At 69.6% G+C, this 25548-nt stretch carries 21 protein-coding genes; 14 read left to right on the top strand and 7 right to left on the bottom strand.

Annotated elements, in window-relative coordinates:
• Positions 1-1160 (top strand): hypothetical protein (locus ACFV4K_RS23080; RefSeq protein WP_379277588.1); only part of this gene is annotated, 1160 nt, incomplete at its 5' end.
• 98 nt (positions 1161-1258) lie between these two features.
• On the top strand, positions 1259-2440 hold the full coding sequence (locus ACFV4K_RS23075; protein ID WP_379277586.1) for a PLP-dependent aminotransferase family protein: 1182 nt from the start codon (positions 1259-1261) through the stop codon (positions 2438-2440).
• On the opposite strand, the gene glpK is transcribed toward ACFV4K_RS23075, so the two are convergent.
• On the bottom strand, positions 2425-3921 hold the full coding sequence (glpK, locus tag ACFV4K_RS23070) for a glycerol kinase GlpK (RefSeq protein WP_379277584.1): 1497 nt from the start codon (positions 3919-3921) through the stop codon (positions 2425-2427). The two genes, ACFV4K_RS23075 and glpK, sit on opposite strands and share 16 nt — an antisense overlap.
• A 93-nt stretch (positions 3922-4014) precedes the next feature.
• Between glpK and glpD the strand changes: the two genes are divergently transcribed.
• Positions 4015-5763, top strand: coding sequence for a glycerol-3-phosphate dehydrogenase (gene glpD, locus ACFV4K_RS23065; RefSeq protein ID WP_379277583.1), 1749 nt, complete (start codon positions 4015-4017; stop codon positions 5761-5763).
• Positions 5764-5829: 66 nt separating this feature from the next.
• Here glpD and ACFV4K_RS23060 read toward each other — a convergent pair whose 3' ends face one another.
• The 3 genes from ACFV4K_RS23060 to ACFV4K_RS23050 form a co-directional block, all read right to left on the bottom strand.
• A complete protein-coding gene (locus ACFV4K_RS23060; protein ID WP_379277581.1) occupies positions 5830-6468 on the bottom strand; it encodes an NADPH-dependent F420 reductase in 639 nt (212 codons plus the stop codon).
• A gap of 104 nt (positions 6469-6572) precedes the next feature.
• Complete coding sequence (locus ACFV4K_RS23055; protein WP_379277580.1) at positions 6573-7343, bottom strand: DNA-formamidopyrimidine glycosylase family protein; 771 nt, start codon at positions 7341-7343, stop codon at positions 6573-6575.
• Between the two features lie 54 nt (positions 7344-7397).
• Positions 7398-12191: an ATP-dependent helicase gene (locus ACFV4K_RS23050; RefSeq protein ID WP_379277578.1), complete on the bottom strand. Its 4794-nt coding sequence runs from the start codon at positions 12189-12191 to the stop codon at positions 7398-7400.
• Between the two features lie 133 nt (positions 12192-12324).
• Here ACFV4K_RS23050 and ACFV4K_RS23045 point away from each other — a divergent pair, with 133 nt between their 5' ends.
• Positions 12325-12867, top strand: coding sequence for a histidine phosphatase family protein (locus ACFV4K_RS23045; RefSeq protein WP_357282165.1), 543 nt, complete (start codon positions 12325-12327; stop codon positions 12865-12867).
• On the opposite strand, the gene ACFV4K_RS23040 is transcribed toward ACFV4K_RS23045, so the two are convergent.
• Positions 12815-13450 (bottom strand): TetR/AcrR family transcriptional regulator, encoded by a 636-nt coding sequence (locus ACFV4K_RS23040; RefSeq protein ID WP_379277576.1) that lies wholly within the window; start codon positions 13448-13450, stop codon positions 12815-12817. The genes ACFV4K_RS23045 and ACFV4K_RS23040 overlap by 53 nt on opposite strands.
• Before the next feature lie 89 nt (positions 13451-13539).
• Between ACFV4K_RS23040 and ACFV4K_RS23035 the strand changes: the two genes are divergently transcribed.
• Positions 13540-14499: a patatin-like phospholipase family protein gene (locus tag ACFV4K_RS23035; protein WP_379277574.1), complete on the top strand. Its 960-nt coding sequence runs from the start codon at positions 13540-13542 to the stop codon at positions 14497-14499.
• Positions 14496-15341 carry an SDR family oxidoreductase gene (locus tag ACFV4K_RS23030; RefSeq protein ID WP_379277573.1) on the top strand — a complete coding sequence of 282 codons (846 nt, stop codon included), beginning with the start codon at positions 14496-14498 and terminating at the stop codon, positions 15339-15341. The genes ACFV4K_RS23035 and ACFV4K_RS23030 overlap by 4 nt, the downstream gene beginning before the upstream one ends.
• Here the strand turns inward: ACFV4K_RS23030 and ACFV4K_RS23025 are convergent, their stop codons facing one another.
• Complete coding sequence (locus ACFV4K_RS23025) at positions 15342-16871, bottom strand: aldehyde dehydrogenase family protein (protein WP_379277572.1); 1530 nt, start codon at positions 16869-16871, stop codon at positions 15342-15344.
• 59 nt (positions 16872-16930) lie between these two features.
• On the opposite strand from ACFV4K_RS23025, the gene ACFV4K_RS23020 reads away from it, so the two are divergent.
• From ACFV4K_RS23020 to ACFV4K_RS22995, 6 genes are all read left to right on the top strand, one after another.
• Entirely contained in the window at positions 16931-17383 is a 453-nt protein-coding gene (locus tag ACFV4K_RS23020) for an Lrp/AsnC family transcriptional regulator (RefSeq protein ID WP_040855781.1), read from the top strand.
• Positions 17384-17546: 163 nt separating this feature from the next.
• Positions 17547-18824: an L-lysine 6-transaminase gene (gene lat, locus ACFV4K_RS23015; protein ID WP_379277590.1), complete on the top strand. Its 1278-nt coding sequence runs from the start codon at positions 17547-17549 to the stop codon at positions 18822-18824.
• Positions 18825-18997: 173 nt separating this feature from the next.
• Entirely contained in the window at positions 18998-20188 is a 1191-nt protein-coding gene (locus ACFV4K_RS23010) for a hypothetical protein (RefSeq protein ID WP_379277571.1), read from the top strand.
• A 230-nt stretch (positions 20189-20418) separates the two neighbouring features.
• Positions 20419-22056 (top strand): acyl-CoA carboxylase subunit beta, encoded by a 1638-nt coding sequence (locus ACFV4K_RS23005; RefSeq protein ID WP_357098480.1) that lies wholly within the window; start codon positions 20419-20421, stop codon positions 22054-22056.
• Positions 22057-22202: 146 nt separating this feature from the next.
• Complete coding sequence (locus tag ACFV4K_RS23000; protein WP_357098496.1) at positions 22203-22514, top strand: acyl-CoA carboxylase subunit epsilon; 312 nt, start codon at positions 22203-22205, stop codon at positions 22512-22514.
• Positions 22515-22520: 6 nt separating this feature from the next.
• Positions 22521-23162, top strand: coding sequence for a Maf family protein (locus ACFV4K_RS22995; protein WP_379277570.1), 642 nt, complete (start codon positions 22521-22523; stop codon positions 23160-23162).
• Here the strand turns inward: ACFV4K_RS22995 and ACFV4K_RS22990 are convergent.
• Positions 23088-23795, bottom strand: a complete 708-nt coding sequence (locus ACFV4K_RS22990) for a helix-turn-helix transcriptional regulator (protein WP_379277569.1) — start codon at positions 23793-23795, stop codon at positions 23088-23090. The genes ACFV4K_RS22995 and ACFV4K_RS22990 overlap by 75 nt on opposite strands.
• Positions 23796-24069: 274 nt before the next feature.
• Between ACFV4K_RS22990 and ACFV4K_RS22985 the strand changes: the two genes are divergently transcribed.
• Both ACFV4K_RS22985 and ACFV4K_RS22980 read left to right on the top strand, forming a co-directional pair.
• On the top strand, positions 24070-24969 hold the full coding sequence (locus ACFV4K_RS22985; RefSeq protein ID WP_379277568.1) for a sulfurtransferase: 900 nt from the start codon (positions 24070-24072) through the stop codon (positions 24967-24969).
• Between the two features lie 196 nt (positions 24970-25165).
• Positions 25166-25548: biotin carboxylase N-terminal domain-containing protein (locus ACFV4K_RS22980; protein ID WP_379277566.1), on the top strand; the 383-nt coding region annotated here is incomplete at its 3' end.

Genomic DNA, 25548 nt, shown 5'->3' with positions numbered 1-25548 from the left:
GCCAGGTGATGGTTTCGGGCAAGGACGAAGCCGCGGACCGTCAGGCATCCGAGGGGGGAGCGCCGGAGTCCGAGTTCGGGCCCTCGCTCAATGATTTCGGACCGTCCCTCAATGATTTCGGTCCGGCCCCGGTCGCCGACGGCCCGGGCTGGACCCCTGCCCCGGGTCCGCAGAGTCCCGATCTGGCCTGGCGCCCGGCGGGCGCGCCGCCGCAGTATCGGGCTCCCGACGCGTGGCAGCCCGCCACCGGGCAGTATCCGGCGGTGCCCGGACCGTCCACGGGCCAGTATCCGGCCGTGAACCCCGTGGCGCAGGTTCCCGCTCCCCCCGACGTCGAAGAGACCGTCAAGATCCCGGCTGGCGGGCCGCAATCGGCCGCCGTGGACGTGGAGCGGACGACCAGGATTCCCGAGGCCGATTCGGCGGCCGCGGAACGGAATTCGGCACCGGCCGAGGCCGACGGGTCCGCCGACTCCTGGTGGCGGTCCGCGCCCAGCGGTTTCCCGCCCGCGCCGCCGGCGGAATCGGCCGCGGGGCCGGAGGAGTCGCTGTCCTGGGCCGACGATCCGATCGCCAAGGCGCTCGCGCCGAAAATCACTGCCCCGCAACGTAAACCGGAACCCGAGCCGCGTTCGTGGCGCAAGATCGGGCTGATCGCGGGCGCGGCGGTGACGGTGCTCGCGGTGGCCGGCGGCGTCACCTTCGCGCTGACCCGGGGCGGCACCGACACCGCTCCGACGGCCGGGGTCACCACCGGCAAGCCCTCGCCCACGGTGGCGGCGCTGAGCTGCCCGGCCAAGCGGGACGGCAAGCTCACCATCGGCAACGGCGCGGGTGGCACCGGCAGCGGCGTGGACGCCATCCTCGGCTTCCAGCACGCCTTCTACACCGACCGCAGCGGTGTGAAGGCGCGCACGTTCGTCGCGCCCGACTCGGCGACCGTCTCGCCCGCCGAGGTCATTCAGCAGCAGGGCATCGATCAGGTGGCCGCGGGCACCTCGTACTGCCTGCGGATCGTGGAGATCGGTCCCGAGACCTACGACGTCGACGTCACCGAGCACGGTGTTGACGGCATCACACAGGTGTATCCGCAGCGGGTCGTCACCGTCGTCCGTGAGGGCAAGCACCTGATCTTCTTCATCGACAAACGCGGCGGCTGATTCCAGTATCTCACTATGCGGGAAATGGATTTCACATCCTGGTCTCAGTGTGACATGGTGGAGTTTCGCATACCCCGGCGTTCCCTCGGAGGTGGTTCATGTCCGCGACCTTCCCGCCCCTCGCGCGGCGGCTCGACGGCCTGCAGAGCTCGGCGATCCGTGACCTGCTCAAACTCACCTCGCGCGCGGACATCATCAGCTTGGCCGGAGGTTTGCCCGACGCCGAACTCATGCCCCGCGACCGCATCGCCGCGGCCGCCGACGCCGCCCTGTCCGACCGCGCCCGGCTGCAGTACACCGAGTCGCCCGGCTGGGGTCCGCTGCGCGAGGTGCTGGCCGTCCGCGAGTCCGCCCGGCTGGGCCGCCCGGTGCCGGTCGAGGAGATCTTCGTGACCCACGGCTCGCAGCAGGCGCTGTCGCTGCTGTCGGAGGTGCTGCTGGATCCGGGCGCGCTCGTCGTGGTCGAGGATCCCGCGTATGTCGGTGCGCTGCAGGTCTTCCGGGCCGCCGGGGCGCGAATCGAGGCCGTTCCCTTGGATGCCGAGGGCATGCGCATCGACGCGCTGCGCGACCTCCTGGACGCCGGTGAGCGGCCCGCCGTGGTCCACACGGTCAGCAACTTCCACAATCCGGGCGGGGTGACCCTGGTCCCGGAACGCCGCCGCGAACTGGCGGAGCTGGCCGAGCGGTACGGCTTCTGGATCATCGAGGACGACCCGTACGGCGAACTCTGGTTCGACCGGCCCTCACCCGCGCCGGTCGCGAACTACTCGCCCCAGGTGATTCGCCTGTCCAGCGCGTCCAAGATCCTGGCCCCCACGCTGCGCGCGGGCTGGATGATCGCGCCCACCCAGGTCTGCCGCGCGGTGGAACTGCTCAAGCAGGGCGCGGACCTGTGCGGTTCGGCCCTCACCCAGCAGATCGCCGCCGACCTGCTCGCCGACACCGATTGGCTTGCCGCCCACGTGGATTCGGTGCGTCAGGTGTACGGCGCCCGGGCCAAGGCGCTGGTCGGCGCGGTGCGGTCCCGCTTCGGGGACCGCGTGGTCAGCACCGACGCCTCCGGCGGCATGTTCGTGTGGGTGGACTTCACCGACGGCACCGACACCACCGCCCTGCTGCCGCGCGCCCTGGACGCGGGCGTCGCCTACGTGCCCGGCAATGCCTTCGCCGTCTCCACCGACTACACCCGCTCGATGCGCCTGTGCTTCACCACGTCCGGGGAAGCCACGCTCGAGCAGGCGGTCGATCGGCTGGCGGCGGCTCACGCCCAGTCGTAGGTGCGCTCCACCGCCTTGTTCCACTCCCGCAGCAGGTGGTCGCGGTCGGCGGCGGACATGTTCGGGGTCCAGCGCTTGTCCTCGGCCCAGTTGGCCCGGATGTCGTCGGTGGAGGACCAGTAGCCGACGGCCAGGCCCGCCGCGTAGGCCGCGCCCAGCGCCGTGGTCTCGGTGACCACCGGGCGCACCACCGTGGCGTCCAGGATGTCGGACTGGAACTGCATGAGCAGTTCGTTGGCGACCATGCCGCCGTCCACCTTCAGGGTCACCTTCTCGACGTCCAGGCGCTGCGCGTCGGCGTCGGCGCGCATGGCGTCGATGACCTCGCGGGTCTGGAAAGCCGTGGCCTCCAGCACCGCTCGCGCCAGATGGCCCTTGTTCACGAAGCGGGTCAGGCCCGCCACCACGCCGCGCGCGTCCGGCCGCCAGCGCGGGGCGAACAGGCCGGAGAAGGCGGGCACCACATACGCGCCGCCATTGTCGGCGACGGTGCGGGCCAGCGGTTCGATCTCCTCGGCCGAGGAGATGACGCCGAGATTGTCGCGCAGCCACTGCACCAGCGAACCGGTGACCGCGATGGAGCCCTCCAGCGCGTACACGGCGGGCTGGTCGCCCAGCTGATAGCAGACCGTGGTGAGCAGGCCTTGCTCGCTGAACACCGGGGTGGTGCCGGTGTTCATGAGCATGAAATTGCCGGTGCCGTAGGTGTTCTTGGTGTCGCCGGGGGACAGGCAGGCCTGGCCGAAGGTGGCGGCCTGCTGATCGCCGAGAATGCCCGCCACCGGGACCCCGGCCAGCGCGCCGGAGATGATGGGCGCGTAAACCTCGGAGCTGCTGCGGATCTCGGGCAGCATGGCCATCGGGATGTCGAACTCGGCGCAGATCCCCGGATCCCAGTTCAGCGTGCGCAGATCCATCAGCATGGTGCGCGAGGCATTGGTGACGTCGGTGATGTGCTCGCCGGTCAGGTTCCACAGGATCCAGCTGTCCATGGTGCCGAAGCACAGTTCCCCGGACTCGGCGCGCAGCCGGGCGCCCGGCACGGTGTCCAGGATCCAGCGCAGCTTCGGTCCGGAGAAGTAGGTGGACAGCGGCAGTCCGGTGCGGTCGGCGTACCGATTCGGGCCCTGGTCGCCGGCCAGCAGGGTGGTCAGGTCGGCGGTGCGGGTGTCCTGCCAGACGATGGCGTGGTGGATCGGCGTGCCGGTGGCGCGTTCCCAGACCACGGTGGTCTCGCGCTGGTTGGTGACCCCGGCGGCCGCCACGTCCGCAGCCTCGATTCCGCAGGCCTGGAGGGCCTCGGCGATCACGGATTCGGTATTGCGCCAGATGGATTCGGCATCGTGCTCGACCCACCCGGGTTTCGGGAAGATCTGCTCGTGTTCCCGCTGGGCGACTCCGGTGATTCGGCCCTGCTGATCGAAGACGATGCAACGACTCGACGTCGTGCCCTGATCGATGGCGGCCACATAGCGACGCATTGATCGAGGCTAACCGACGACAGCCTGGCGGCCGGGCTAGTGTGGGCTACGGTAGCGCTGGGTAGCCGAAAATTAGCCCGGAGGAGTCTTCATATGACGAATCAACCGCGATCGCAGTTCCTCGGCCCCGAGCAGCGCGAAGCTGCGTGGGGGCAGCTCGGCAAGGACACCTTCGACGTCATCGTGATCGGCGGCGGCGTTGTCGGCGCGGGCATCGCCCTGGACGCGGCCACCCGGGGGCTCGAAGTCGCCCTGGTCGAGGCCCGCGACCTGGCATCGGGCACCTCCAGCCGGTCCTCGAAGATGTTCCACGGTGGCCTGCGCTACCTGGAGATGATGGAATTCGGGCTGGTCCGCGAGGCGCTGAAGGAGCGGGAACTGGCGCTGTCCACCCTCGCGCCGCACCTGGTCAAGCCGCTCAAATTCCTCTACCCGCTGACCAACCTCGGCTGGGAACGGCCCTACGTCACCGCCGGTCTCGTCCTCTACGACACCATGGGCGGCGCGAAATCGGTTCCCGGACAGCATCATCTGACCCGGTCCGCCGCCCTGCGCCAGGCCCCCGGTCTGAAGCGGGACTCCCTCACCGGCGGCGTCAACTACTACGACACCGTCGTCGACGACGCTCGCCACACCATGACCGTGGCCCGCACCGCCGCCCACTACGGCGCGGTCATCCGCACCTCCACCCAGGTGGTCGGATTCCTCAAGGAGGCCGACCGGGTCGTCGGCGTCAAGGTCCGCGACAGCGAGGACGGGCGCATCGCCGACGTGCAAGGCAGCGTCGTCATCAATGCCACCGGCGTCTGGACCGACGAGCTCCAGGCTCTCGCGAAGCAACGCGGGCGATTCCATGTGCGAGCGTCCAAGGGCGTGCACGTCGTGGTGCCGCGCGACCGCATCGCCAGCGACACCTCCATCATCCTGCGCACCGAGAAGTCCGTGCTCTTCGTCATCGCCTGGAGCACCGACCACTGGATCATCGGCACCACCGACACCGACTGGAATCTCGACCTCGCGCACCCCGCCGCCACCAAATCCGATATCGACTACCTGCTCACCCACATCAACAAGGTGCTGGTCACGCCGCTCACCCACGCCGACATCACCGGCGTGTACGCGGGCCTGCGGCCGCTGCTGGCCGGGGAGAGCGACCAGACCTCCAAACTCTCCCGCGAACACGCCGTCGCCCGCATCGCGCCCGGCCTGGTCGCCATCGCGGGCGGCAAGTACACCACCTACCGCAATATGGCCTACGACGCCGTCGACGAAGCGGCACAGGACATTCCGCGCCGGGTGCCGCCCACCATCACCGAGAAGGTGCCGCTGCTCGGCGCCGACGGCTACCACGCGCTGATGAACCAGACCACGCACCTGGCCGAGAAGTACGGCGTCCACCCGTACCGGATCCAGCACCTGCTCAACCGGTACGGCTCCCTCATCGACGAGGTGCTCGGGCTGGCCGCCGGGAAACCCGATCTGCTGCAACCGATCACCGACTCACCCGGCTACCTGCGGGTCGAGGCCGTCTACGCGGCCGCCGCCGAAGCCGCCCTGCATCTGGACGACATCCTGGCCCGGCGCACCCGCATCAGCATCGAATACGCCCACCGCGGCGTGGATTCCGCCGACGAGGTGGCGCGGCTGGTGGCCCCGGTGCTCGGCTGGTCCGAGGCCGATATCGAACGCGAGGTGAGCGTGTACCAGGCCCGGGTGCGGGCCGAGGTCGAATCCCAGACCCAGCCTGACGACGCCTCCGCCGACGCGCTGCGCTCGGAGGCGCCCGAGGCGCGGCGCGAAGTGCTCGACCCGGTGCCGCTCAACCAGCCCGAGTCGGTCTGAGACCAGTCCGGTGAACCGGCGTCACGGATTCCGTGGCGCCGGTTCGCTGTTCACGCGCCAGTTCGTTCAGCGCACCAGTTTGTAATTGAACTCCGTGGTGCCCAGCGCACCCATGAGCCGCACCCACAGCGGCAGCATCATCTCGGTGCCGCGGGCGGTGGTGATGTCACCCAGATCGACGATGTCGTCCCAGCCGAACTCGCGCAGCAGATCGGTGACCACGGCCTTGGCGGCGCCGTCGTCGCCGGACACGAACATGGTGTGGTCGCCGCCCGCTACCCGCTCCGGATGCACCATCACCTCGGCGGTCACCGTGTTGAGCGTCTTCACCACCCGCGCCTCGGGGAACGCCCGCTGCACCCGCTCGCCGACCGAATCGGTATTGCAGACCGCGAGGAACGGCGGGAACCCCTGCGAGAAGTCCAGGGGGTTCGACACGTCGATCACCACCTTGCCCGCCAGATTCGCCGCCCCCGCGCCGTCCAGCGCGACCACGCTCGCCTGCCCGGCGGTCGCGTTGATGATCAACTCCGCGCCGGCCGCCGCCTCCGCCGCGGTGGCCAGCGGAGCCGGGAAGGGATCCTCCGACCGCGCCTCGGTGGCCGCCACATCGCGGGTGCCGATCACCACATCGTGTCCCAGCTCTGCCAACCGCGCCGACAGGGTGCGCCCGACCGCCCCGGTGCCCAGGATTCCGATTTTCATGCCGCCCACCCTAGGCCCGGAAACCCAGCCCGGGACCACCTTTCGAGGCCATTGAAACCCGCTCGTCACCGTGCGCGTCGGCCCACCGGCCCGGTACGAGCTGGTCAGCCCTCCGGTGGGAGCTGGCAGCGGGGACAGAAATAGACCCCCCGTTCGGCCCGATCGGCGTGCGCGTCGTCCCCGAGCAGATGCACGACCAGGTTGGCGCCGCAGCGCCGGCACGGTCGCCGCTGACGACCGTAAGCCAGTGCCCGCCAGGGCGGTTCGTGCGCCGCCTTCATCAGCACCCGATGCGCCTCGTCCACCAGCCCGGGCAGATCGTCGACCTCACCCACCGGCGTCACCGGGTGCACGCGCCGCAGAAAGCAGATCTCGCTCCGATAGATATTGCCGATCCCGGCCAGATTGGTCTGATCCAGCAACGCCAGCCCGATCGGCGTCGCGGGCTCCCGCAGCAACCGGCGCACCGCCTCGTCGGCATCCCACTCCGGCCCGAGCAGATCCGGCCCGAGATGGTCGGTGACGGTGTGCTCCGCACCCCGCCGCAGCACCTCCACCAGCCCCAGCGAGAACCCGACCGCCTCCGCGTCCTCCGTGCCCAGCACCAGCCGCGCCGTGAACCCCGGCCGATTCCACCGCTGCCCGGGCGCGAACACCCGCCACTCACCCTCCATCTTCAGATGCGTGTGAATGCTCAGCTCGGGCGTCCGCACGAACAAATGCTTGCCGTAGGTGCCGACACTCTCGACCAGCTGCCCGCGCAGATCCAGCGTCGCGTACCGGGGCACCCGGAAGTCGCTGCGCGTCAACACCTTGCCGTCGAGCGCCTTGCGGAGCCGCTGCGCGGTGTGGAAGACCGCATCGCCTTCAGGCACAGCCGCCACCCGTGACTGCCGCCGAGGACGCCAGGCGTGGTGCCGTCGTGCGCCTCACGGGCGGCTCCGCAGGCGGAAGCCCTTCGGCGTGGCGGCGAACCCGGCCTCGGTGAGGAACCCGGCGAAAGTGTTGCCGTGCACCGATTCCCCATTCACCCGGTCGATCACCAGGGAATCGACGCGGCGGTCGTGGACCAGTCCGGCCAGGGCGGTGGCCGCGGCGGTCCGCACGGCCGGGTCCTCGGTGAAGGTCAGCAATGTCTTGCCGCCGCGTTCCAGATACAGCGCCAGCTCGCCCTCCACCAGCACCACCAGTGCGCCCGCCTTCCGACCCGGCCGATGTCCCGCGCCCTCGGCCGCGGCCTTGGGCCAGGGCAGCGCCGCGCCATACGGATTGGCCGGATCGCAGGAGGCCAGAACCACGGCCTTACCCACCGGTTCGTGCGAGAAGCCGTCGCCCGCCGAGCGACTCCGATCGGTATCGAACGAACGCAGCCGATCCACCACATCGGTGGTCGAGAACTGCGCGCCGCCCAGCGAATCCACGAAGTAGCCGCGACGGCAGCGCCCCCGGTCCTCGAACTCGGTCAGCACCCGGTACATGAGCGCGAACCCGCCCGGCACCCCTTCGCTCTGCACCGAACCCCGGGTCAGCACGCCGTACCGCTCCAGCAGCACATCCGCGGTGGCATGCGCGCGAACCGTGGTGTCGGCCACCCGCTCCGGCAGCAGCGACCAGCGCCCGGCCACCTGAGGGGAGGACGTGCGCGCGGGCATCCCGCTACGCGGCAGATACATCCTGCCGCGGGGCGCCCGCCGGGGAGTCCGATGCGCGGTGGTGGTGCGCGCGGTCCCCGCCAGCAGCGCGCGCACGGGGGCGAAGGTATCGCCGCCGATGTGACCGGCCCACACGAGATCCCACAGCACCGCCGTCACCGCGGCCTCCTCGGCGCCGCCCGCCGGATCGGAGCCACCGGACCCGGCGGCGTGGCCGGAAGGGATCGGGCCGCGGACGCTGTCCAGCAATTGCCGGAAGAAGTACGCGCCTCCGGTGCTGCGCGGGACGACCTGGTACTCACCTTTCGGCAGCGAGACGCCGACGGGCTCGGCGCCCTCGCCACCGGAACCAGCACTGTCGCTGTGGCCATCGGCGTCATCCGAGCTCACCGCATCGGTCCGCCCGGGTGACCCACCGGTCGGGGGCAGGGTGCCGCCGATCACCGTGGCGCCCAGGGCCGTCAGCATGCTGATGTGCCGTTCGGACAGGTCGATGTCGTCGGGCGGGGGCAGGGTGAGACCCGCCTGCTCGGCGGGGTGCAGAGCGATCCAGCCGTCCTTGGCGGTGATGGAGCCGTGGCCGGACCAGATCACCTCGCCCGTAGCCATGAGTTCGTCGAGCATGGCGGGGGAGTAGTCGCGGACCCGGAGCGGGAGGATCAGCGACTCCCACGCCGAGGCGGGAATCGGAACGCCCGCCAGCTGTTCCACCACCGCGGCCACGCCGTCGACGCCGCGCAGTTCGCCGGTGCCGACGTGCTGCCAGGACGGGAGGAAGCGGCCGAGGGCTGCGGTGGCGACCGGCTCCACCTCCTTGCGGGCGGCGGCGAGGGACCGGCGGCGGAGGCGGCGCAGGACTTCGCTGTCACACCATTCGGTCCCCGCCGCGCCGGGCGTGAATTCGCCTTCCACCACCCGCTTTTCGAGGGCGAGCCGGTGCAGGGCGGTCGCCGCCACGGCCGGGCCGAGGCCGAAACGGTGGGCGGCCTGGGTCAGGGTGAAGGGTCCGTGGGTCCGGGCGTAGCGGCCGATCAGGTCGCCGAGCGGGTCGGCGACGGGTTCGATGAAGGCCGCGGGGACGCCGATGGGCAGCGGGACGCCGAGGGCGTCACGCAGCCGGGAGGCGTCCTCGATGGCCACCCACCACTGCGATCCGGCGAAGGAAACCTCCAGCGCCCGGCGGGATTTCACGAGTTCGGCGAACCACTCGCGAGGATCGTCCACGCACCGCTCGGTGGCCTCCTCGACGGTCAACGGCCCGAGTAGCCGCAGCAGGTCGGCGAGTCCTTCCAAATCCCGGGCATGACGTTCGGGGGTGAGCCGCTGCAACTCCAGCCCGGTCTGTTCCAGGACGGCGGCATCGAGCAGCTCGCGCAGCTCGACCCGGCCGAGCAGCTCCGCGAGCAGACTGGAGTCCAGGGACAGTGCGGCCGCGCGTCGTTCGGCGAGCGGGCTGTCGCCCTCGTACATGAACTGCCCGATGTAGTCGAACAGCAGGGAGTTCGCGAACGGCGACGGGGCGGCGGTCTCCACCTCCACCAACCGGATCTGCCGCCGGGCCACCCGGCCCAGCAGATCCCGCAGCGACGGCAGGTCGTACACGTCCTGCAGGCACTCGCGGACCGTCTCCAGCAGGATCGGGAATTCGGGGAACTTCCGCGCCACGTCCAGCAACTGGGCGGCCCGCTGCCGCTGCTGCCACAGCGGCGCGCGTTTGCCGGGGTCGCGGCGCGGCAGCAGCAGCGCCCGGGCCGCGCACTCCCGGAAGCGGGACGCGAAAAGCGCGGAGCCGCCGACCTGTTCGGTGACCAGGTCGTCGATCTCGTCGGTCTCGAAGACGAACAGTTCCGCGCCGGGCGGATCATCGGTGGTGTCCGGGAGCCGGACCACGATCCCGTCGTCGGAGGGCGTGGGCGCGGCGTCCACCCCGAACCGCTCCCGCAGCCGCGCCCCGACCGCCAGCGCCCACGGCGCGTGCACGGGCAGCCCGTACGGGGAGTGCAGGACGACGCGCCAGTCGCCGAGTTCGTCGCGGAAGCGTTCCACGACCAGTGTCTTGTCGGTGGGCAGCTGCCCGGTGGCCTCCCGCTGCTCGGCCAGCAGCGCGACCAGATTGGCCGTCGCGTTCTCGTCCAATCCGCCTTGCAGGGCGACGGTTTCGACCTCGGAGTCCTCGGACTTGCGGGCCCGCGTGGTCTTCTCGACCTCCTGCCCCGCGTGCCGCACGAATTCGCCCAGCGCCGCGCCCAGTTCGGCCGGGCGGCCCAGGGAATCGCCGTGCCAGAACGGCAATCGGCCGGGCAGCCCGAACGCGGGCGTCACCAGCACCCGGTCGAAGGTGATCTCCTCGATCCGCCAGCTGGTCGCGCCCAGGGCGAACACATCGCCCACCCGGGACTCGTACACCATCTCCTCGTCGAGTTCGCCCACGCGGGAGGCCTTCTCGCCCACCATGAACACTGGGAACAGGCCGCGATCGGGAATCGCGCCGCCGGAGGTGACGGCCAGCCGCTGCGCACCCGGACGGCCGGTGAGCGTCCCGGCGTCGCGGTCCCACACGATGCGGGGCCGCAGTTCGGCGAACTCGTCGGAGGGGTAGCGGCCCGCCAGCAGATCCAGCACCGATTCATAGGCCGAACGGGGCAGCGCCGCATAGCTTCCGGTGCCGCGGACGATGTCGAACCAGGCGTCGGCGTCGATGGGTTCCAGTGCGCAGGCCGCGACCGTCTGCTGCGCCAGGATGTCGAGGGGATGCAGCGGGATCTGGAGTTGCTCGATCTGCCCGGCCACCATGCGCTGCGACGCCACCGCGCAGTGGATGACGTCGGTGCGGTGCTTGGGGAAGATGACGCCCCGCGAGATCTCGCCCACCTGGTGCCCGGCCCGGCCGACCCGCTGCAGTCCGGACGCCACCGAGGGCGGCGCCTCGACCTGCACCACCAGATCCACCGCGCCCATGTCGATGCCGAGTTCGAGGCTGCTGGTGGCGACCACGCACCGCAGCCGCCCGCTCTTGAGGTCGTCCTCGATGAGCGCCCGCTGCTCCTTGCTCACCGACCCGTGGTGGGCGCGCGCGAGCAGCGTTGTGGCGCCGTGGATCACCTCGGTGGACGCTCCCAGCTGCGCGGGCGGCGCGTGCTCGGTGTCCACGGATTCCCCGATCCGCGCCGCGTACGCCTCGTTCAACCGCGCGGTGAGCCGCTCGGAGAGCCGCCGCGAATTCGCGAACACGATCGACGACCGATGCTCGAGCACCAGATCCACGATGGCCTCGTCCACGTGCGGCCAGATCGAGCCGGGCTGATCCGAATCCTCGGCTCCCGCATCGGGTTCGGTCATATCCGCCACCGGCACCCGCACCGACAGGTCGAAGGTCTTGGGCGCGGGCGGCGCGACGATGGTGATGGGCGCGCTCCCGACCAGGAACCGGCCCACCTCCTCCGGCGGCCGCACGGTCGCCGACAGCCCGATGCGCTGCGCCGGCTGCTCGAAGCGCGGGGAGGCGGAGCGCAGCTGATCGAGCCGGGCGAGTGAAAGCGCCAGGTGGGCACCGCGTTTGGAGCCCGCGATGGCGTGCACCTCGTCCACGATGACCGTGTGCACCCCGCTCAGCGTCTCCCGCGCCGCCGAGGTGAGCATGAGGAACAGCGATTCCGGCGTGGTGATCAGAATGTCCGGCGGCGTGCGCTGCATGCCCCGCCGATCCGCCGCGCTGGTGTCACCCGACCGCACACCCACCCGGATCTCGGGCGCGGCCACCCCCAGCCGTTTCGCCGTCTGCGTGATCCCCACCAGCGGCGCGCGCAGATTCCGTTCCACGTCCACCGCCAGCGCTTTCAACGGCGAGATATAGAGGACGGAGGTCTTGCGCGGCCCCGGCTCGGGCTCCCGGGTGGCCAGCCGGTCGATGGCCCACAGGAACGCCGACAACGTCTTGCCCGACCCGGTGGGCGCGATCACCAGCGTGTGCTGCCCCGCCGCGATGGATTCCCAGGCCCCCAGCTGAGCGGCGGTCGGCGCGGGGAAGGCGCCGTCGAACCACGCTCGAGTCGCGGGCGAGAACCGATCCATCGTCCCAGTCTGCACCCGCCCACCGACAGAGCCCGCGAACCACCGGCCGAGCTCGCGAACCGGGGCGGGGACGCGGGAGCGAAGGGCAGGCAATCCCGCCGCGGCCTTCGGCCCCGCGCGTAGGCTTCGGACCGTGCAGAAGGTGCTCCGGCTGGACCTGGTCAGTCACGGTATGACCGAGGCCATGCGCAAGGCACGATTCCCCGTCGACGAACCCCTCACCGAAGCGGGGCGCCGCGCGGTCTCCTCGTGCGGGCGGCTGCATGCCGCGCGCGTCATCACCGCGCCCGAGCGCCGCACCGTCGAGACCGCCACCCTCATGGGCCTGATGGGTGACGAGGACGACCGATTACGCGACCTCGACGCGGGGGCGTGGCGCGGCGGTGAGCTCATGTCCGTCCCCAAGGAGGACCTCTACCTCTGGCTCACCGATCCGAACTTCCGCGGCCACGGCGGCGAGGCGGTCGTGGACGTCATCGAGCGCACGGGGGAGTGGCTCGCCGATATCGCCCTCGACGGTGAGCCGACCATCGCGATCACGCACCCGGCGGTGATCCGCGCGGCTTTGCTGGTCACCCTGGACGCGCCCGCGAATTCGTTCTGGCGCATCGACGTTCCGCCGGTCAGCGTGACCCGGCTGCACTATCGCGGCGAATGGACGCTGCACTTCCGTTAGCCAGCACCATGGCCCGCACCGCGTCGGTGATCAGCCGGGCGGGCAGGCTCGGATCGATGGCGCGCTGAATGCCCAGTCCCAGACCGAGACTCAGCACCGCGGTGGCGGCGTCCCCGGCCGGCATCGGCAGCGCCAGGCCCGTGGAGTCGGCCAGCGCCTGCAATTGCGCCGCGACCGTGCCGCGCACCAGGCTCAGATTCGACACCAGGGCGGCCTGCAGCGCCGGATCGTCGCGGGCCACGATGGCGAACTCGAATTCCAGCATGGTCCAGCCGACGTCGCCGAGGGTGCGTTCGGCCCAGACCTGGAAGCGGTCGAGCCGGGTCTCCAGGGTGTCCTCGCCGCCTAGCAGTTCGCTGACCTCCCCGAACTTCGTCTCATGAATGAGGGCGAGCACCTCGAGGCAGAGCGCCGACTTGGTCCGGAAGTTGGAGTAGACCGCGCCCTTGGAGTACCCGGCCTCCTCGGCCACCCGTTCCAGGCTGGTCTTGGCGTAGCCGTCTGTCAGGAACATGTCGCGCGCGGTGGCGAGCAGGTCCGCGCGGGTGCGGGCCTGGCTCTCGGTCCTGGTCAGTCGTGCCATGGCTGAGATTCTAGGTTCTCGCAGATTTGGGATACCGACGGTATTCGGAAACTAGCCGCAGAGAGGTGGAGGCGATAGTGTGTGAAACCATGAGTACTAGGAACGGGTCACAGCGACGTGGCCTGGCCATCGGCTGCGGCGGCACCGTGGGGATGGCCTGGATCGTCGCCGCGCTCGCCGCCGTCCAGGACGTCCTGGACTGGGATCCCCGCACCGCCGACGTCATGATCGGCACCTCCGCGGGCGCGGAAGCGCTCACCATGCTGGGCAGCGGGATCGGCGTCGACGAGCTGGTCGCCATGCAGCGCGGCCCCTCGACCAACCCGATCCTCACCGCCCACATGCGTTCGGAGCCAGGGCGATTCCCGCCGCTGCCGCGCCCGCGCCTGGGCGCACCCGGCCGCGCGGTCCGAGAACTGCTGGCCCGCCCCGGAAACGGGCACGCCCTGCTCACCGCGGGCAGCGGGTTGCTGCCGCTGGGGGGCGGCAACCCGGCCTGGCTGCAGTCCCTGGCCGAACGCCTCAACCCCGGCCGCGACTGGGTGCAGCACCCGGCGACCTGGCTGGTGGCCATGGACAACGCCAGTGGTGAACGCGTCGCGTTCGGATCGCCGTCCGCGCCGGATGCGAATCTCGGTGCGGCCCTGCGGGCTTCGTGGGCGGTGCCCGGCTGGTTCCCGGCGGTCCCGATCGCGGGCCGGCACTTCATCGACGGCGGCGCGGCCTCCACCGCCTCGGCCGACCTGCTCATCCCGGCCGGGCTGGACGAGGTCGTGGTGATCACGCCGATGGCCTCCACCGGCCGCCTGCCCGTCACCAGCGCGGGTCACTTCGTCGAACGGCAGCTGCGAAACCGCATGAGCGAGAAGCTCGATGCCGAGATCGCCCTGCTACGCGCGAGCGGGGTCAAGGTGCTACGCCTCGACGCCACCGCCGAGGACCTCGCGGTCATGGGCCCGAACTTCATGGACGGCCGCCGCCGTCTCCCCACCTTCGAACACAGTCTCGGCAGCCTGCGCGGCCGGGTCGAACGGGGAGTCTTCGCGTGAGCATCCTCGGAAACGGTTACCCGGCCATCGATCTCGCCGACGCGCGCGTGCTGATCACCGGCGCGGGGCGCGGTATCGGCCGGTGCACGGCCGAACTGTTCGCGAGCAAGGGCGCGCAGGTCGCCATCGCCGACGTGGACACCGCCGCCGCCCAAGCCGCCGCGGCCGCACTCGACGCGCGGGCGTTCGAGCTGGACGTGCGGGACCGGGCGCAGTGGGACAATGTCGTCGCCGACTTCGGCCGCATCGACATCCTGGTCAACAATGCGGGCGTCATGCCCGCGGGCGCCTTCCTCGACGAAGCGGACACGGTGGGCCACACCACCATGGACGTCAATGTCTGGGGACTGATCCACGGCATGCGCGCCGTCGTCCCCGGCATGATCGAGCGCGGCCACGGGCACGTCGTGAACGTGGCCTCGCTGGCCGGGAAGATCCCGATCGCGGGCCTGGCCGTCTACAACGCCAGCAAGTTCGCCGCCGTCGGCCTGTCCGCCGCGACGCGGCTGGAGTTCGCGCCGCACGGTGTCAGCGTCAGCTGCGTCATGCCCTCGGCGGTGCGCACCCGGCTGTCCTCGGGCCTGGCCCTGGGCGGCGGCATGCCCACCGTGGATCCCGAGGACGTGGCCGCGGCGGTCGTCGGCACCGTGCGCAGCCGGCGCGCCGAGGTCGCCGTCCCGAACTACCTGGGCCCCGTCGACGTCGCTCTGGCCGCCGCGCCCGAACCCGCGGTCCGGCTGGTCCGCCGGCTGTTCAACGGCGACCGCGCCCTGCACCCCGCCGACGAGCAGGTGCGGGCGCGGTACGAGGAGCAGGTGCGCGCGATCGGCTCCGAGGACTAGCTACTCGAACCGGATGCCCTGCGCCAGCGGCAGTTCGGTGGAGTAGTTGACGGTGTTGGTGGCCCGGCGCATGTACGCCTTCCACGAGTCCGACCCGGACTCGCGGCCACCGCCCGTCTGCTTCTCGCCGCCGAACGCGCCGCCGATCTCGGCCCCCGAGGTGCCGATATTGACATTGGCGATGCCGCAGTCCGACCCGTCGGCGGCCAGGAACCGCTCCGCCTCCCGCTGATCCCGGGTGAAGATCGACGACGAGAGGCCCTGCGGCACCGCGTTGTGCAGCTCGATGGCCGCGTCCAGATCGTGGTAGGTCATCGCGTAGAGGATCGGCGCGAAGGTCTCCTCCCGCACCACCGTGGTCTGCGCGGGCATGCGCACCAGGGCCGGGCGGACGTAGAAGGCGTTCTCGTCCGGCCCCTCGAAACGCTCACCACCGCACAGCAGTTCGCCGCCGCCGGCCAGTGCCCGCTCCACCGCCGCACACATGCCGTCGTAGGCTCGCTCGTTGATGAGCGGCCCGACGAGAACGCCCTCCTCGAGCGGATTACCCACGCGCAGTTGCCGATACGCCGCCGAAATCCGATTGAGCAGCGGCTCGGCCACTTCGGCGTGCACGATCAATCGGCGCAGGGTGGTGCAGCGCTGACCGGCGGTGCCCGCGGCCGCGAACACGATGCCCCGGGTGGCCAGCTCCAGATCCGCCGAGGGCGCGACGATGGCGGCATTGTTGCCGCCCAGCTCCAGCAGACAGCGCCCGAACCGGGCCGCCACCCGCGGCGCGACCAGCCGCCCCATCCGCACCGATCCGGTCGCGCTCACCAGCGCCACCCGCGGATCGTCCACCAGTTGCTCGCCGACCGCCGCCGGGCCCTGGATCAACTGGTGCACTTCGGGATCCGCGCCTACGTCGACCGCCGCCCGGCGCAGCAGCGCGTGACAGGCCAGCGCGGTCAGCGGTGTCGTCTCCGACGGCTTCCATACCACCGTGTCCCCGCACACCAGCGCGATGGCGGTGTTCCACGCCCACACCGCGACCGGGAAGTTGAACGCCGAGATCACCCCGACCACCCCGAGCGGATGCCAGGTCTCCATCAGCCGGTGGCCCGGCCGCTCCGAGGGCATGGTCCGCCCGTACAGCTGCCGCGACAGCCCGATGGCGAACTCGCAGACATCGATCATCTCCTGGACCTCGCCGCGGGCCTCCGCGCCGATCTTGCCCGCTTCCAGGGTGACCAGTTCGCCCAGGTCGTCCCGGTGGTCGGTGAGCAGCGCCGCCAGCCGCCGCACCACCGCCGCGCGCTGCGGCGCCGGGACCGTCCGCCAGTCCCGGAAGGCCGCGTGCGCCCGGCCGATGGCGGCGTCCACGGCGGCGGAGTCGTTCGCGCGCAGGGTGATCAGCTCACCGCCGGTGATCGGGGTGCGGGCCGAGAGCTCACCCGGCGCGGGCGTGTCGACGCCCAGCCGACGCAGTAGCGTCTCCGTCCGCTCACGGAGCTCACGGGTCGCGGTCTCGGTCAGTGCGTGAGTCATTACATGCTCCAGGTTGGGTTCCGGCAACCGAGTTCGTTTCGCTGCGTTAGCCTTCGCTGATGGCGGATACACCGGCGAAACTTGTACTCGACGACATCGATCGACTGCTGATCCGTGAGCTGATTGCCGATGGTCGCGCCACCCTGTCCAATCTGGCGGAGAAGGCCAACCTTTCGGTGTCCGCGGTGCAGTCGCGGGTGCGGCGGCTCGAGGCGCGGGGCGTGATTCGCGGCTACACGGCGAACGTCGATCCCGAGGCGCTGGGCCAGATGCTGTCGGCTTTCGTCGCGATCACTCCTCTCGACCCGTCGCAACCCGATGACGCTCCCGCACTGCTGCAGCACATTCCGGGCATCGAGGCGTGTCATTCGGTGGCCGGAGACGAGAGCTACATGCTCATGGTGCGGGTGGCCTCGCCCAGACACCTGGAGCAGCTGCTGCAGGAGATCCGCGCTACGGCCAATGTCAGGACGCGAAGCACCATCATTCTGCAAACATTCTATGACAAGTAGCCCCGGCCAGGCCGAAGACATTCGGATGACGACACGGTTACGGACGTAATTGTTCCGGAACCTACGGGCATTGCCGTAAATATTCATTTACGCTGAGGGCGTGACCCTCGGACTCGATCGGCTCGGGGCGGCCGCCGAAACCACCCTTGTCACCCCCGCCCGGGTGCATGAGATCCTGTCGGCGAGCATTCTCGCCGACGGCTTCGACCTCGTACTGGACCTCCGCGAGTCCCGTGGACTCCGACTGGTCGACGCCCGCGACGGCACCTCCTACCTGGACATGTTCGGCTTCTTTGGTTCCAACACGCTGGGCATGAACCATCCGGCCCTGCTCGGCGACAAACCCTTCCTGGTCGGCCTCACCGCCGCCGCGCTCAACAAGCCGAGCAACTCCGACATCTACACCGTCGAAATGGCGCGCTTCATAGACACTTTCGCGCGCGTGCTCGGCGATCCGCGACTGCCGCACCTGTTCTTCATCGACGGCGGCGCGCTCGCCGTCGAGAACGCCCTCAAGGCCGCCTTCGACTGGAAGTCCCGGCACAACGAAAGCCACGGTCGCCCAGCCGAACTCGGCACTCAAGTGCTGCATCTGACCGGGGCCTTCCACGGGCGCAGCGGCTACACGCTCTCACTCACCAACACCGATCCGGTGAAGACCGCGCGCTTCCCGAAATTCGACTGGCCGCGCATCGACACCCCGTACGTGGGCCCCGACCACCCCGACATCGAGGCCGCCGAACGGCACGCCCTCGACCAGGCCCGCCGCGCCTTCGACGAAAACCCGCACGACATAGCGTGTTTCATCGCCGAACCGATCCAGGGCGAGGGCGGCGACCGGCACCTGCGGCCGGAGTTCCTGCGCGCCGTCCAGGCACTGTGCCGTGAACACGACGCCCTGTTCATCCTCGACGAGGTGCAGACCGGCGTCGGCATGACCGGCACCACCTGGGCCTACCAGCAGCTCGGGCTGGAACCCGACCTGGTGGCCTTCGGCAAGAAGACCCAGGTCTGCGGCATCATGGCGGGCGGCCGCGTGGACGAGGTGCCCGACAACGTCTTCCGCGTCAGCTCGCGCCTCAACTCCACCTGGGGCGGCAACCTGGCAGACATGGTCCGGGCCCGGCGGATCCTCGAGGTGATCGAGCACGAGAGCCTGGTGGACCGCGCCCGGGAACTCGGCCCCCGGCTGCTGGCCGGGCTCACCGAATTGTCCACCGTCCATGCGGAAGTCACCGATCCGCGCGGCCGCGGCCTGATGTGCGCCATCACCCTGGAATCCGCGCAGCGGCGCAACGAGGTGGTGAACCGGTTGCGGGAGGAGGAGCGCGTGCTGATCCTCGGCACCGGGGAACGCGGCATCCGTTTCCGCCCGCCGCTGACGGTAACCGAGGCGGAACTCGACGAGGCGGTAGCCGCCCTCGGCCGCGTATTGGGTTGAGCCGCAAGCCGGACGCGCGGTCCGGCTTGCGTCCATTTGCTCGATGATCGCTTTTGCCGGAACCGCGTGGCGTGACGCGACACTCCGTTATCTCGCCGCGAACGTCCGTGTCGCCGCCTACTATTCGACGACATGTCAGCTCACCGCAATGCGCGTATGGCACGGTGCGGCCTGTGATCGCGCGCCGTGCACGTCTGGGCCTGATTCTCGCGGTGGCGATGCTGGCCGGTTGCTCGAATGGTGACACCGGGTCCGCATCACCCACCGCCACACCGTCGTCCACCCCGCCGGGCGCGGCCCCCGCCGCCGCGGACGTCCCGCGATTACTGCCCGGCATGCCGCCGCCGCTCTCACCCACCGACGTCTACGCCGCCACCCGGGAACTGAGCCCCGCCGTCGCCGGACAACCCACTCGGGTCTACGTCCCCAACAGTGAGTCGCACACCATCACCGTCATCGATCCGGCCACCTTCGAGGTCATCGACAGCTACCCCTCCGGCGGCAGCGAACCCCAGCACGTCGTGCCCTCCTACGACCTGCAGACGCTCTACGCCAACAACGATCTGCCGATCGGCGGCGGCAGCTTGCTGCCCATCGACCCGCGCACCGGCAAGCCCGGCGACCCCATCCCCGTCCGCGACCCGTACAACATGTACTTCACCCCGGACGGCAAATACGCGCTGGTCGTCGCCGAAGCCGACCGCTCGCTGGACTTCTACGACCCGCACAGCTGGCAGAAACTCCACGACATCGCGGTGCCCGAATGCCAGGGCGTCAATCACATGGACTTCACCGCCGACGGCCGGACCGCCCTGGTCAGCTGCGAATTCGGCGGGCGCATGGCCGTGGTCGACATCGCGGGCCTGAGCCTGCTGCGCATGATCGACCTGCCCGGCGGGTCGTCCGGCATGCCGCAGGACGTCAAGCTCTCGCCTGACGGCCGCACCTTCTTCGTGGCCGACATGATGGCGGGCGGCATCTACGTCTTCGACGCCCGGACCTTCGACAACACCGGCTTCGTCGAGACCGGCCGCGGTACTCACGGCCTGTACGTCACCCGCGACTCGAAGCGGATGCTCATCACCAACCGCGGCGAGGGCAGCATCTCGGTCTGGGACTTCGCCGCCGGACGTCTGGCCGACACCTGGCGCATCCCCGGCGGCGGCAGCCCGGATATGGGCAACCTGTCCGCGGACGGGCGGGTGTTCTGGGTCTCGGGCCGCAGCCACGGCGAGGTGTACGCCATCGACATCGTCGACTGGAAGCTGCTGGCCCGGATTCCGGTCGGCCGCGGGGCGCACGGGCTCACCATCTGGCCGCAGCCGGGCCGGTACTCGACGGGCCATACGGGCGTAATGCGTTGACGCGTCGCCGGTTCCGGCGACGCGCGGTGAACCGAAGTGTGGACCCCGCCAAAAGCTTGCCGGGATGACTGGCGAGATCCACTATTGAACATTGTTCGAGTTTGCCCGGTGGAGGAGCCGGATATCGTGCTCTACCTGCGGGTTTTAACTGGCGGGTAGTCAATAACCGTACTCGCGAGTAGCCCCGACTGGATTACGGAGCGGGTCTGGTACTGGTTACACTCCGGGGCATGACGAGTGTCCAGCATCAGCCTTCGCCGGGTTCGGCGGGTGCCCCCGATATCCACACCACCGCCGGCAAGCTGGCTGACCTGCGCAATCGGCTGGAAGAGGCCAAGCACCCGATGGGTGAGGCGGCGGTCGACAAGGTCCACGCCAAGGGCAAGATGACCGCGCGTGAGCGCATCCTCGCCCTGCTCGACGAGGGCTCCTTCGTCGAGCTCGACGCGCTGGCCCGGCACCGCAGCGTGAACTTCGGCCTGGAGAACCAGCGTCCACTGGGCGACGGCGTGGTGACCGGCTACGGCACCATCGACGGCCGCGACGTCTGCATCTTCTCCCAGGACGTCACCGTCTTCGGTGGCTCCCTCGGCGAGGTCTATGGCGAGAAGATCGTCAAGGTGATGGACCTGGCCCTGCGGACCGGCCGTCCGCTCGTCGGCATCAACGAGGGCGCCGGCGCGCGCATCCAGGAGGGCGTCGTCTCCCTGGGCCTCTACGGTGAGATCTTCCACCGCAACATCCAGGCCTCGGGTGTCATCCCGCAGATCTCGCTGATCATGGGCCCGGCCGCGGGCGGCCACGTCTACTCGCCCGCCCTGACCGACTTCGTCGTCATGGTCGACCAGACCTCGCAGATGTTCGTCACCGGCCCCGACGTGATCAAGACCGTCACCGGCGAGGAAGTCACCATGGAGGAGCTGGGCGGCGCCCACACCCACATGGTCAAGTCCGGTGTCGCGCACTACGTCGCCTCCGGCGAGCAGGACGCCCTGGACTACGTGCGCGACCTGCTCGGCTATCTGCCGAGCAACAACCGCGCCGAGGCCCCCCGCTTCCCGGCCACCGCCAACGCGGGCGCCATCGAGGAGAACCTCACCGAGGCCGACCTCGAGCTGGACACCATCGTCCCGGACTCCCCGAACCAGCCGTACGACATGCACGAGGTCATCAAGCGCCTGGTTGACGACGAGGAGTTCCTCGAGGTCCAGGCCGAGCGCGCGATGAACGTCATCGTCGGCTTCGCCCGCATCGACGGCCGCAGCGTCGGCTTCGTGGCCAACCAGCCCTCGCAGTTCGCGGGCTGCCTGGACATCGATGCCTCGGAGAAGGCCGCGCGCTTCGTGCGCACCTGCGACGCCTTCAACATCCCGATCATCACCCTGGTCGACGTGCCGGGCTTCCTGCCGGGCACCGGCCAGGAGTACAACGGCATCATCCGCCGCGGCGCCAAGCTGCTCTACGCCTACGGTGAGGCCACTGTGGGCAAGATCACAATCATCACCCGCAAGGCCTACGGCGGCGCCTACGACGTCATGGGTTCCAAGCACATGGGCGCCGATGTGAACCTGGCGTGGCCGACCGCTCAGATCGCGGTCATGGGTGCGTCCGGAGCGGTCGGTTTCGTGTACCGCAAGCAGCTGCAGACCGCGGCCGCCGAGGGCAACGACGTCGACGCTCTGCGCCTCGAGCTGCAGAACGAGTACGAGGACACCCTCGTGAATCCGTACGTGGCGGCCGAGCGCGGTTACGTCGACGCGGTCATCCCGCCGTCGCACACCCGCGGCCAGATCGTGTCGGCGCTGCGTCTGCTGGAACGCAAGATGGTGTCGCTGCCGCCGAAGAAGCACGGCAACATTCCGCTCTGAAAATGCGATATGCGCGGTGTGAGGCGCACACTGTCGAATAGGACAGTGGGACTCGTACCGCGCACGATCGCCTCATCCGGGCAAAGATGAAGGAACGCCGCAACACCCCCGCGGCGAAGGACAGGAGGACTGGCGCTGTGACGACCATGGCCGATGAAGAGGTATTGCGCGCCGCCGAACTGGATCTGGCTGTCGAGGATCTGGCGGACGCCATCGACACCGCCGTCGCGGAGATCGAACCGGCGAGCACCGGTCCGGTCATCCAGGTCCTGAAGGGCAACCCGACCGACCTCGAGCTCGCCGCCCTGGTGAGCGTGTTCGCCGCCGCGTCGGCGACCGCCGCCGCCCCGGCCGACCGCGGCCCGGCGGACATGTGGGGTCGCCCCACCCTGCTGCACCGCGGCAGTTCGCCGTTCTCCCCCTACGCCTTTCCGGCCCTCTCGCACCTGCGCGACTGACGGCTTGTGACCGTCTTCGTACTGGCGTCACAATCTCCGGCTCGGCTCGGCGTCCTGCGCAACGCGGGCGTCGAGCCGGTCGTCCGGGTGTCCCACGTGGACGAGGACGCCGTGGCCGGGGCTCTTCCCCCGGACACCCCGCCCGATCGAGTGGTGATCGAGCTGGCCCGCGCCAAGGCGCTGGAGGTGGCCGGGCAACTGGCGGGTGATCCCGCCTTCACCGATTCCGTTGTCGTGGGCTGCGATTCGATGCTGCTCGTCGACGGCGTTCTGCAGGGCAAGCCCGTGACTCCCGAGGTCGCCCGCGCGCGCTGGGCCGAGATGGCCGGACGCAGCGCTGATCTGCTGACCGGTCACTGTGTGCTGCGGCTGAATGTCGGAGAGATCGTCGGCGAGGCCGCCGACTGCAGTTCCACCACGGTGCATTTCGCCAAACCCGAGCCGGAGGAACTCGACGCGTACATCGCGACGGGGGAGCCGCTGCAGGTGGCCGGATCCTTCACGCTGGACGGCTTGGGCGGCTGGTTCGTGGACAAGATCGACGGCGACCCGTCGAGCGTCATCGGTATCGGACTACCACTGGTTCGTCGACTGCTTGCCGAGGTGGGTGTCGGCATTGCGCGGCTGTGGATCGGTGGCCGCGCGTAGTTGCGGCGCGATCCGCCCGGCCGAGGGCGCCAATCTGGGCTCGCCGGTGGCTGATCCGGGCTCGCCGGTCTCGGCCTGACCCTCGCGCGCGTCCTCGCCGGGGCGGCCCTGCAGCAATTCCAGTCGCGCCACGCACAATTCGGGCTCCACGAACGGGTGCAGGCGCACGTTCACGTTCTCCCGGCCGCCGTTGCGGTCCAGGGCTTCACGCATCAGGCCCAGGTGTACGCCGCACACCACCTCGGAGTGGGTGCGGGCGAGTTCGCGCAGCGGGCATGCCGTCATGCGGATCATGGCGGATTCTTCGGTCTCGCCGGCCTGGTCGCGTTCGGGCGCGAAGCCGAGTTCCGACATCAGGGTGACGGTGAGGTCCTTGGCGTCCTCGAGCGTTTCGATGGGCTGGTCGGCGGCTTCGAGTTTGGAGCCCCAGGCCCGGCCGGCGCTGATCGCGGCTTCCGAGCGGCGGCGCGGGTCGCTGCCGAGTTGATCGGCCAGCACTTGCGCCAATTCCTGATAACCCACCGATCGCTGTACAGCGGTATAGCCGATGCGCGGGCGGCCGCGGCCGCGCGGCGGCTGCTGGAATTGGCGGACCAGCGATTCCCGGGTCAGCACATCCAAATGGAAACGCACCGTTGTCACATGCTGTCCGGTGACGCGCGCGAGTTCCTGGGCATCGAGAGGCTCGCTGGCGCCACGTAGGATCGCAAGCAGTCGCCGTCGCGGCCAAGAATCGGACATAGCCCACCCCTCCTCTCCGAGAGACTTTATCGGATGAAGCTGCGCTTAATTCGCCCAATCATCCGATTCGTGATCTGAAACGAGTTTCGTAACCGCCACATGCCTACGATCGGTGCAGAGAATCGAACAGCCAATACCTAACCCACCACGTGTGAAGGACCACAACGTGCCTGTCGCTCCGGATCCGCATCACTCATTCGGCTCCTACGCACATCCTCACCGACTAGTAACCACAGAGTGGCTGTCGGCAAACATCGGCACGCCGGGACTCAAGATCATCGAGTCCAACGAAGACATATTGCTATACGACATCGGCCATGTCCCGGGTGCCATCAAGATCGACTGGCGTACCGAGCTGATCGATCCGCGTACCCGCGATGTCGTCGACGGCGCGACCTTCGCCAACCTTATGCGGGCCAAGGGCATCGAACGCGGCGACACCGTGGTCGTCTACGGCGATAAATCCAATGGCACCGCGGCCGCCACCCTGTGGGTGTTCTCCCTCTTCGGGCACGAGGACGTGCGCCTGCTGGACGGTGGCCGCGACGCCTGGATCTCCGAGGCCCGCGACACCACCTTCGAGGTGCCCGCGGCCGGGCTGGGCGAGTACCCGGTGGCCGATCGCGACGATAAGTCCGCGCGCGCCTTCCGGCAGGACGTGGTGGCGCACCTGGGCGGGCCGCTCATCGATTCGCGCGCGTTCGAGGAGTACACCGGCGATCTGGTGGTGCTGGACCGTCCCGAGGAGCAGGCGCTGCGGGCGGGCCACATCCCGACCGCGGTCAACATCCCGTGGACGTCGTCGGTGGGTGCGGACGCCCGCTTCCGGCCCCGGGTCGAGCTGGACGTCATCTACGGCGGGGTGATCGAGGGTGTCGCGCCGATGGTCTACTCGCGGGTGGGGGAGCGGTCGGCGCTGACCTGGTACGTCCTGACCTATCTGCTGGGCGTGGACGGGGTGCGCAATTACGACGGCTCCTGGACCGAGTGGGCCAATGCCGTGGGGGCGCCCATCGTGATCGGTGAAGAACCCGGCGCGACGCCCTCGGTCGTGGCAAGCTCGTAACGCCCGAACCCCCTTCGGGGGATTACCGGTGGAGGCTTCAGCGGAGTCTGGTAGAACAGGTTCTAAAAATTAGGCCTCGAGAGTCGCATGCCCACTCTCTGGGCCTACTCATTGGTAGCCCTAGCCGGGTTCGGTCATTGTTGGCACGATGCCTACACTGCCGACAGACGAAAGTATCCAGAGCACAGGAGGCTCAGTGCCCAACCATGCCAACGCGCAGATCACAAAGGTCCTCGTAGCCAACCGAGGCGAGATCGCCGTGCGCGTGATCCGGGCCGCCAAGGACGCCGGTATCGCCAGTGTGGCCGTGTACGCCGAACCGGACGCCGACGCGCCGTTCGTGAAGCTCGCCGATGAGGCGTTCGCGCTCGGTGGTCAGACCTCGGCCGAGTCGTACCTGGTGTTCGACAAGATCCTCGACGCCGCCGCGAAGGCCGGCGCGGACGCGATCCACCCGGGTTACGGATTCCTGTCGGAGAACGCCGATTTCGCGCAGGCTGTGATCGATGCTGGTTTGATCTGGATCGGTCCGTCGCCGCAGTCGATCCGGGATCTGGGTGACAAGGTCACCGCCCGTCA

The sequence above is a fragment of the Nocardia sp. NPDC059764 genome, assembly GCF_042732555.1.
GTDB lineage: Bacteria > Actinomycetota > Actinomycetes > Mycobacteriales > Mycobacteriaceae > Nocardia.
This window is presented reverse-complemented; position numbering and strand designations above follow the sequence as displayed.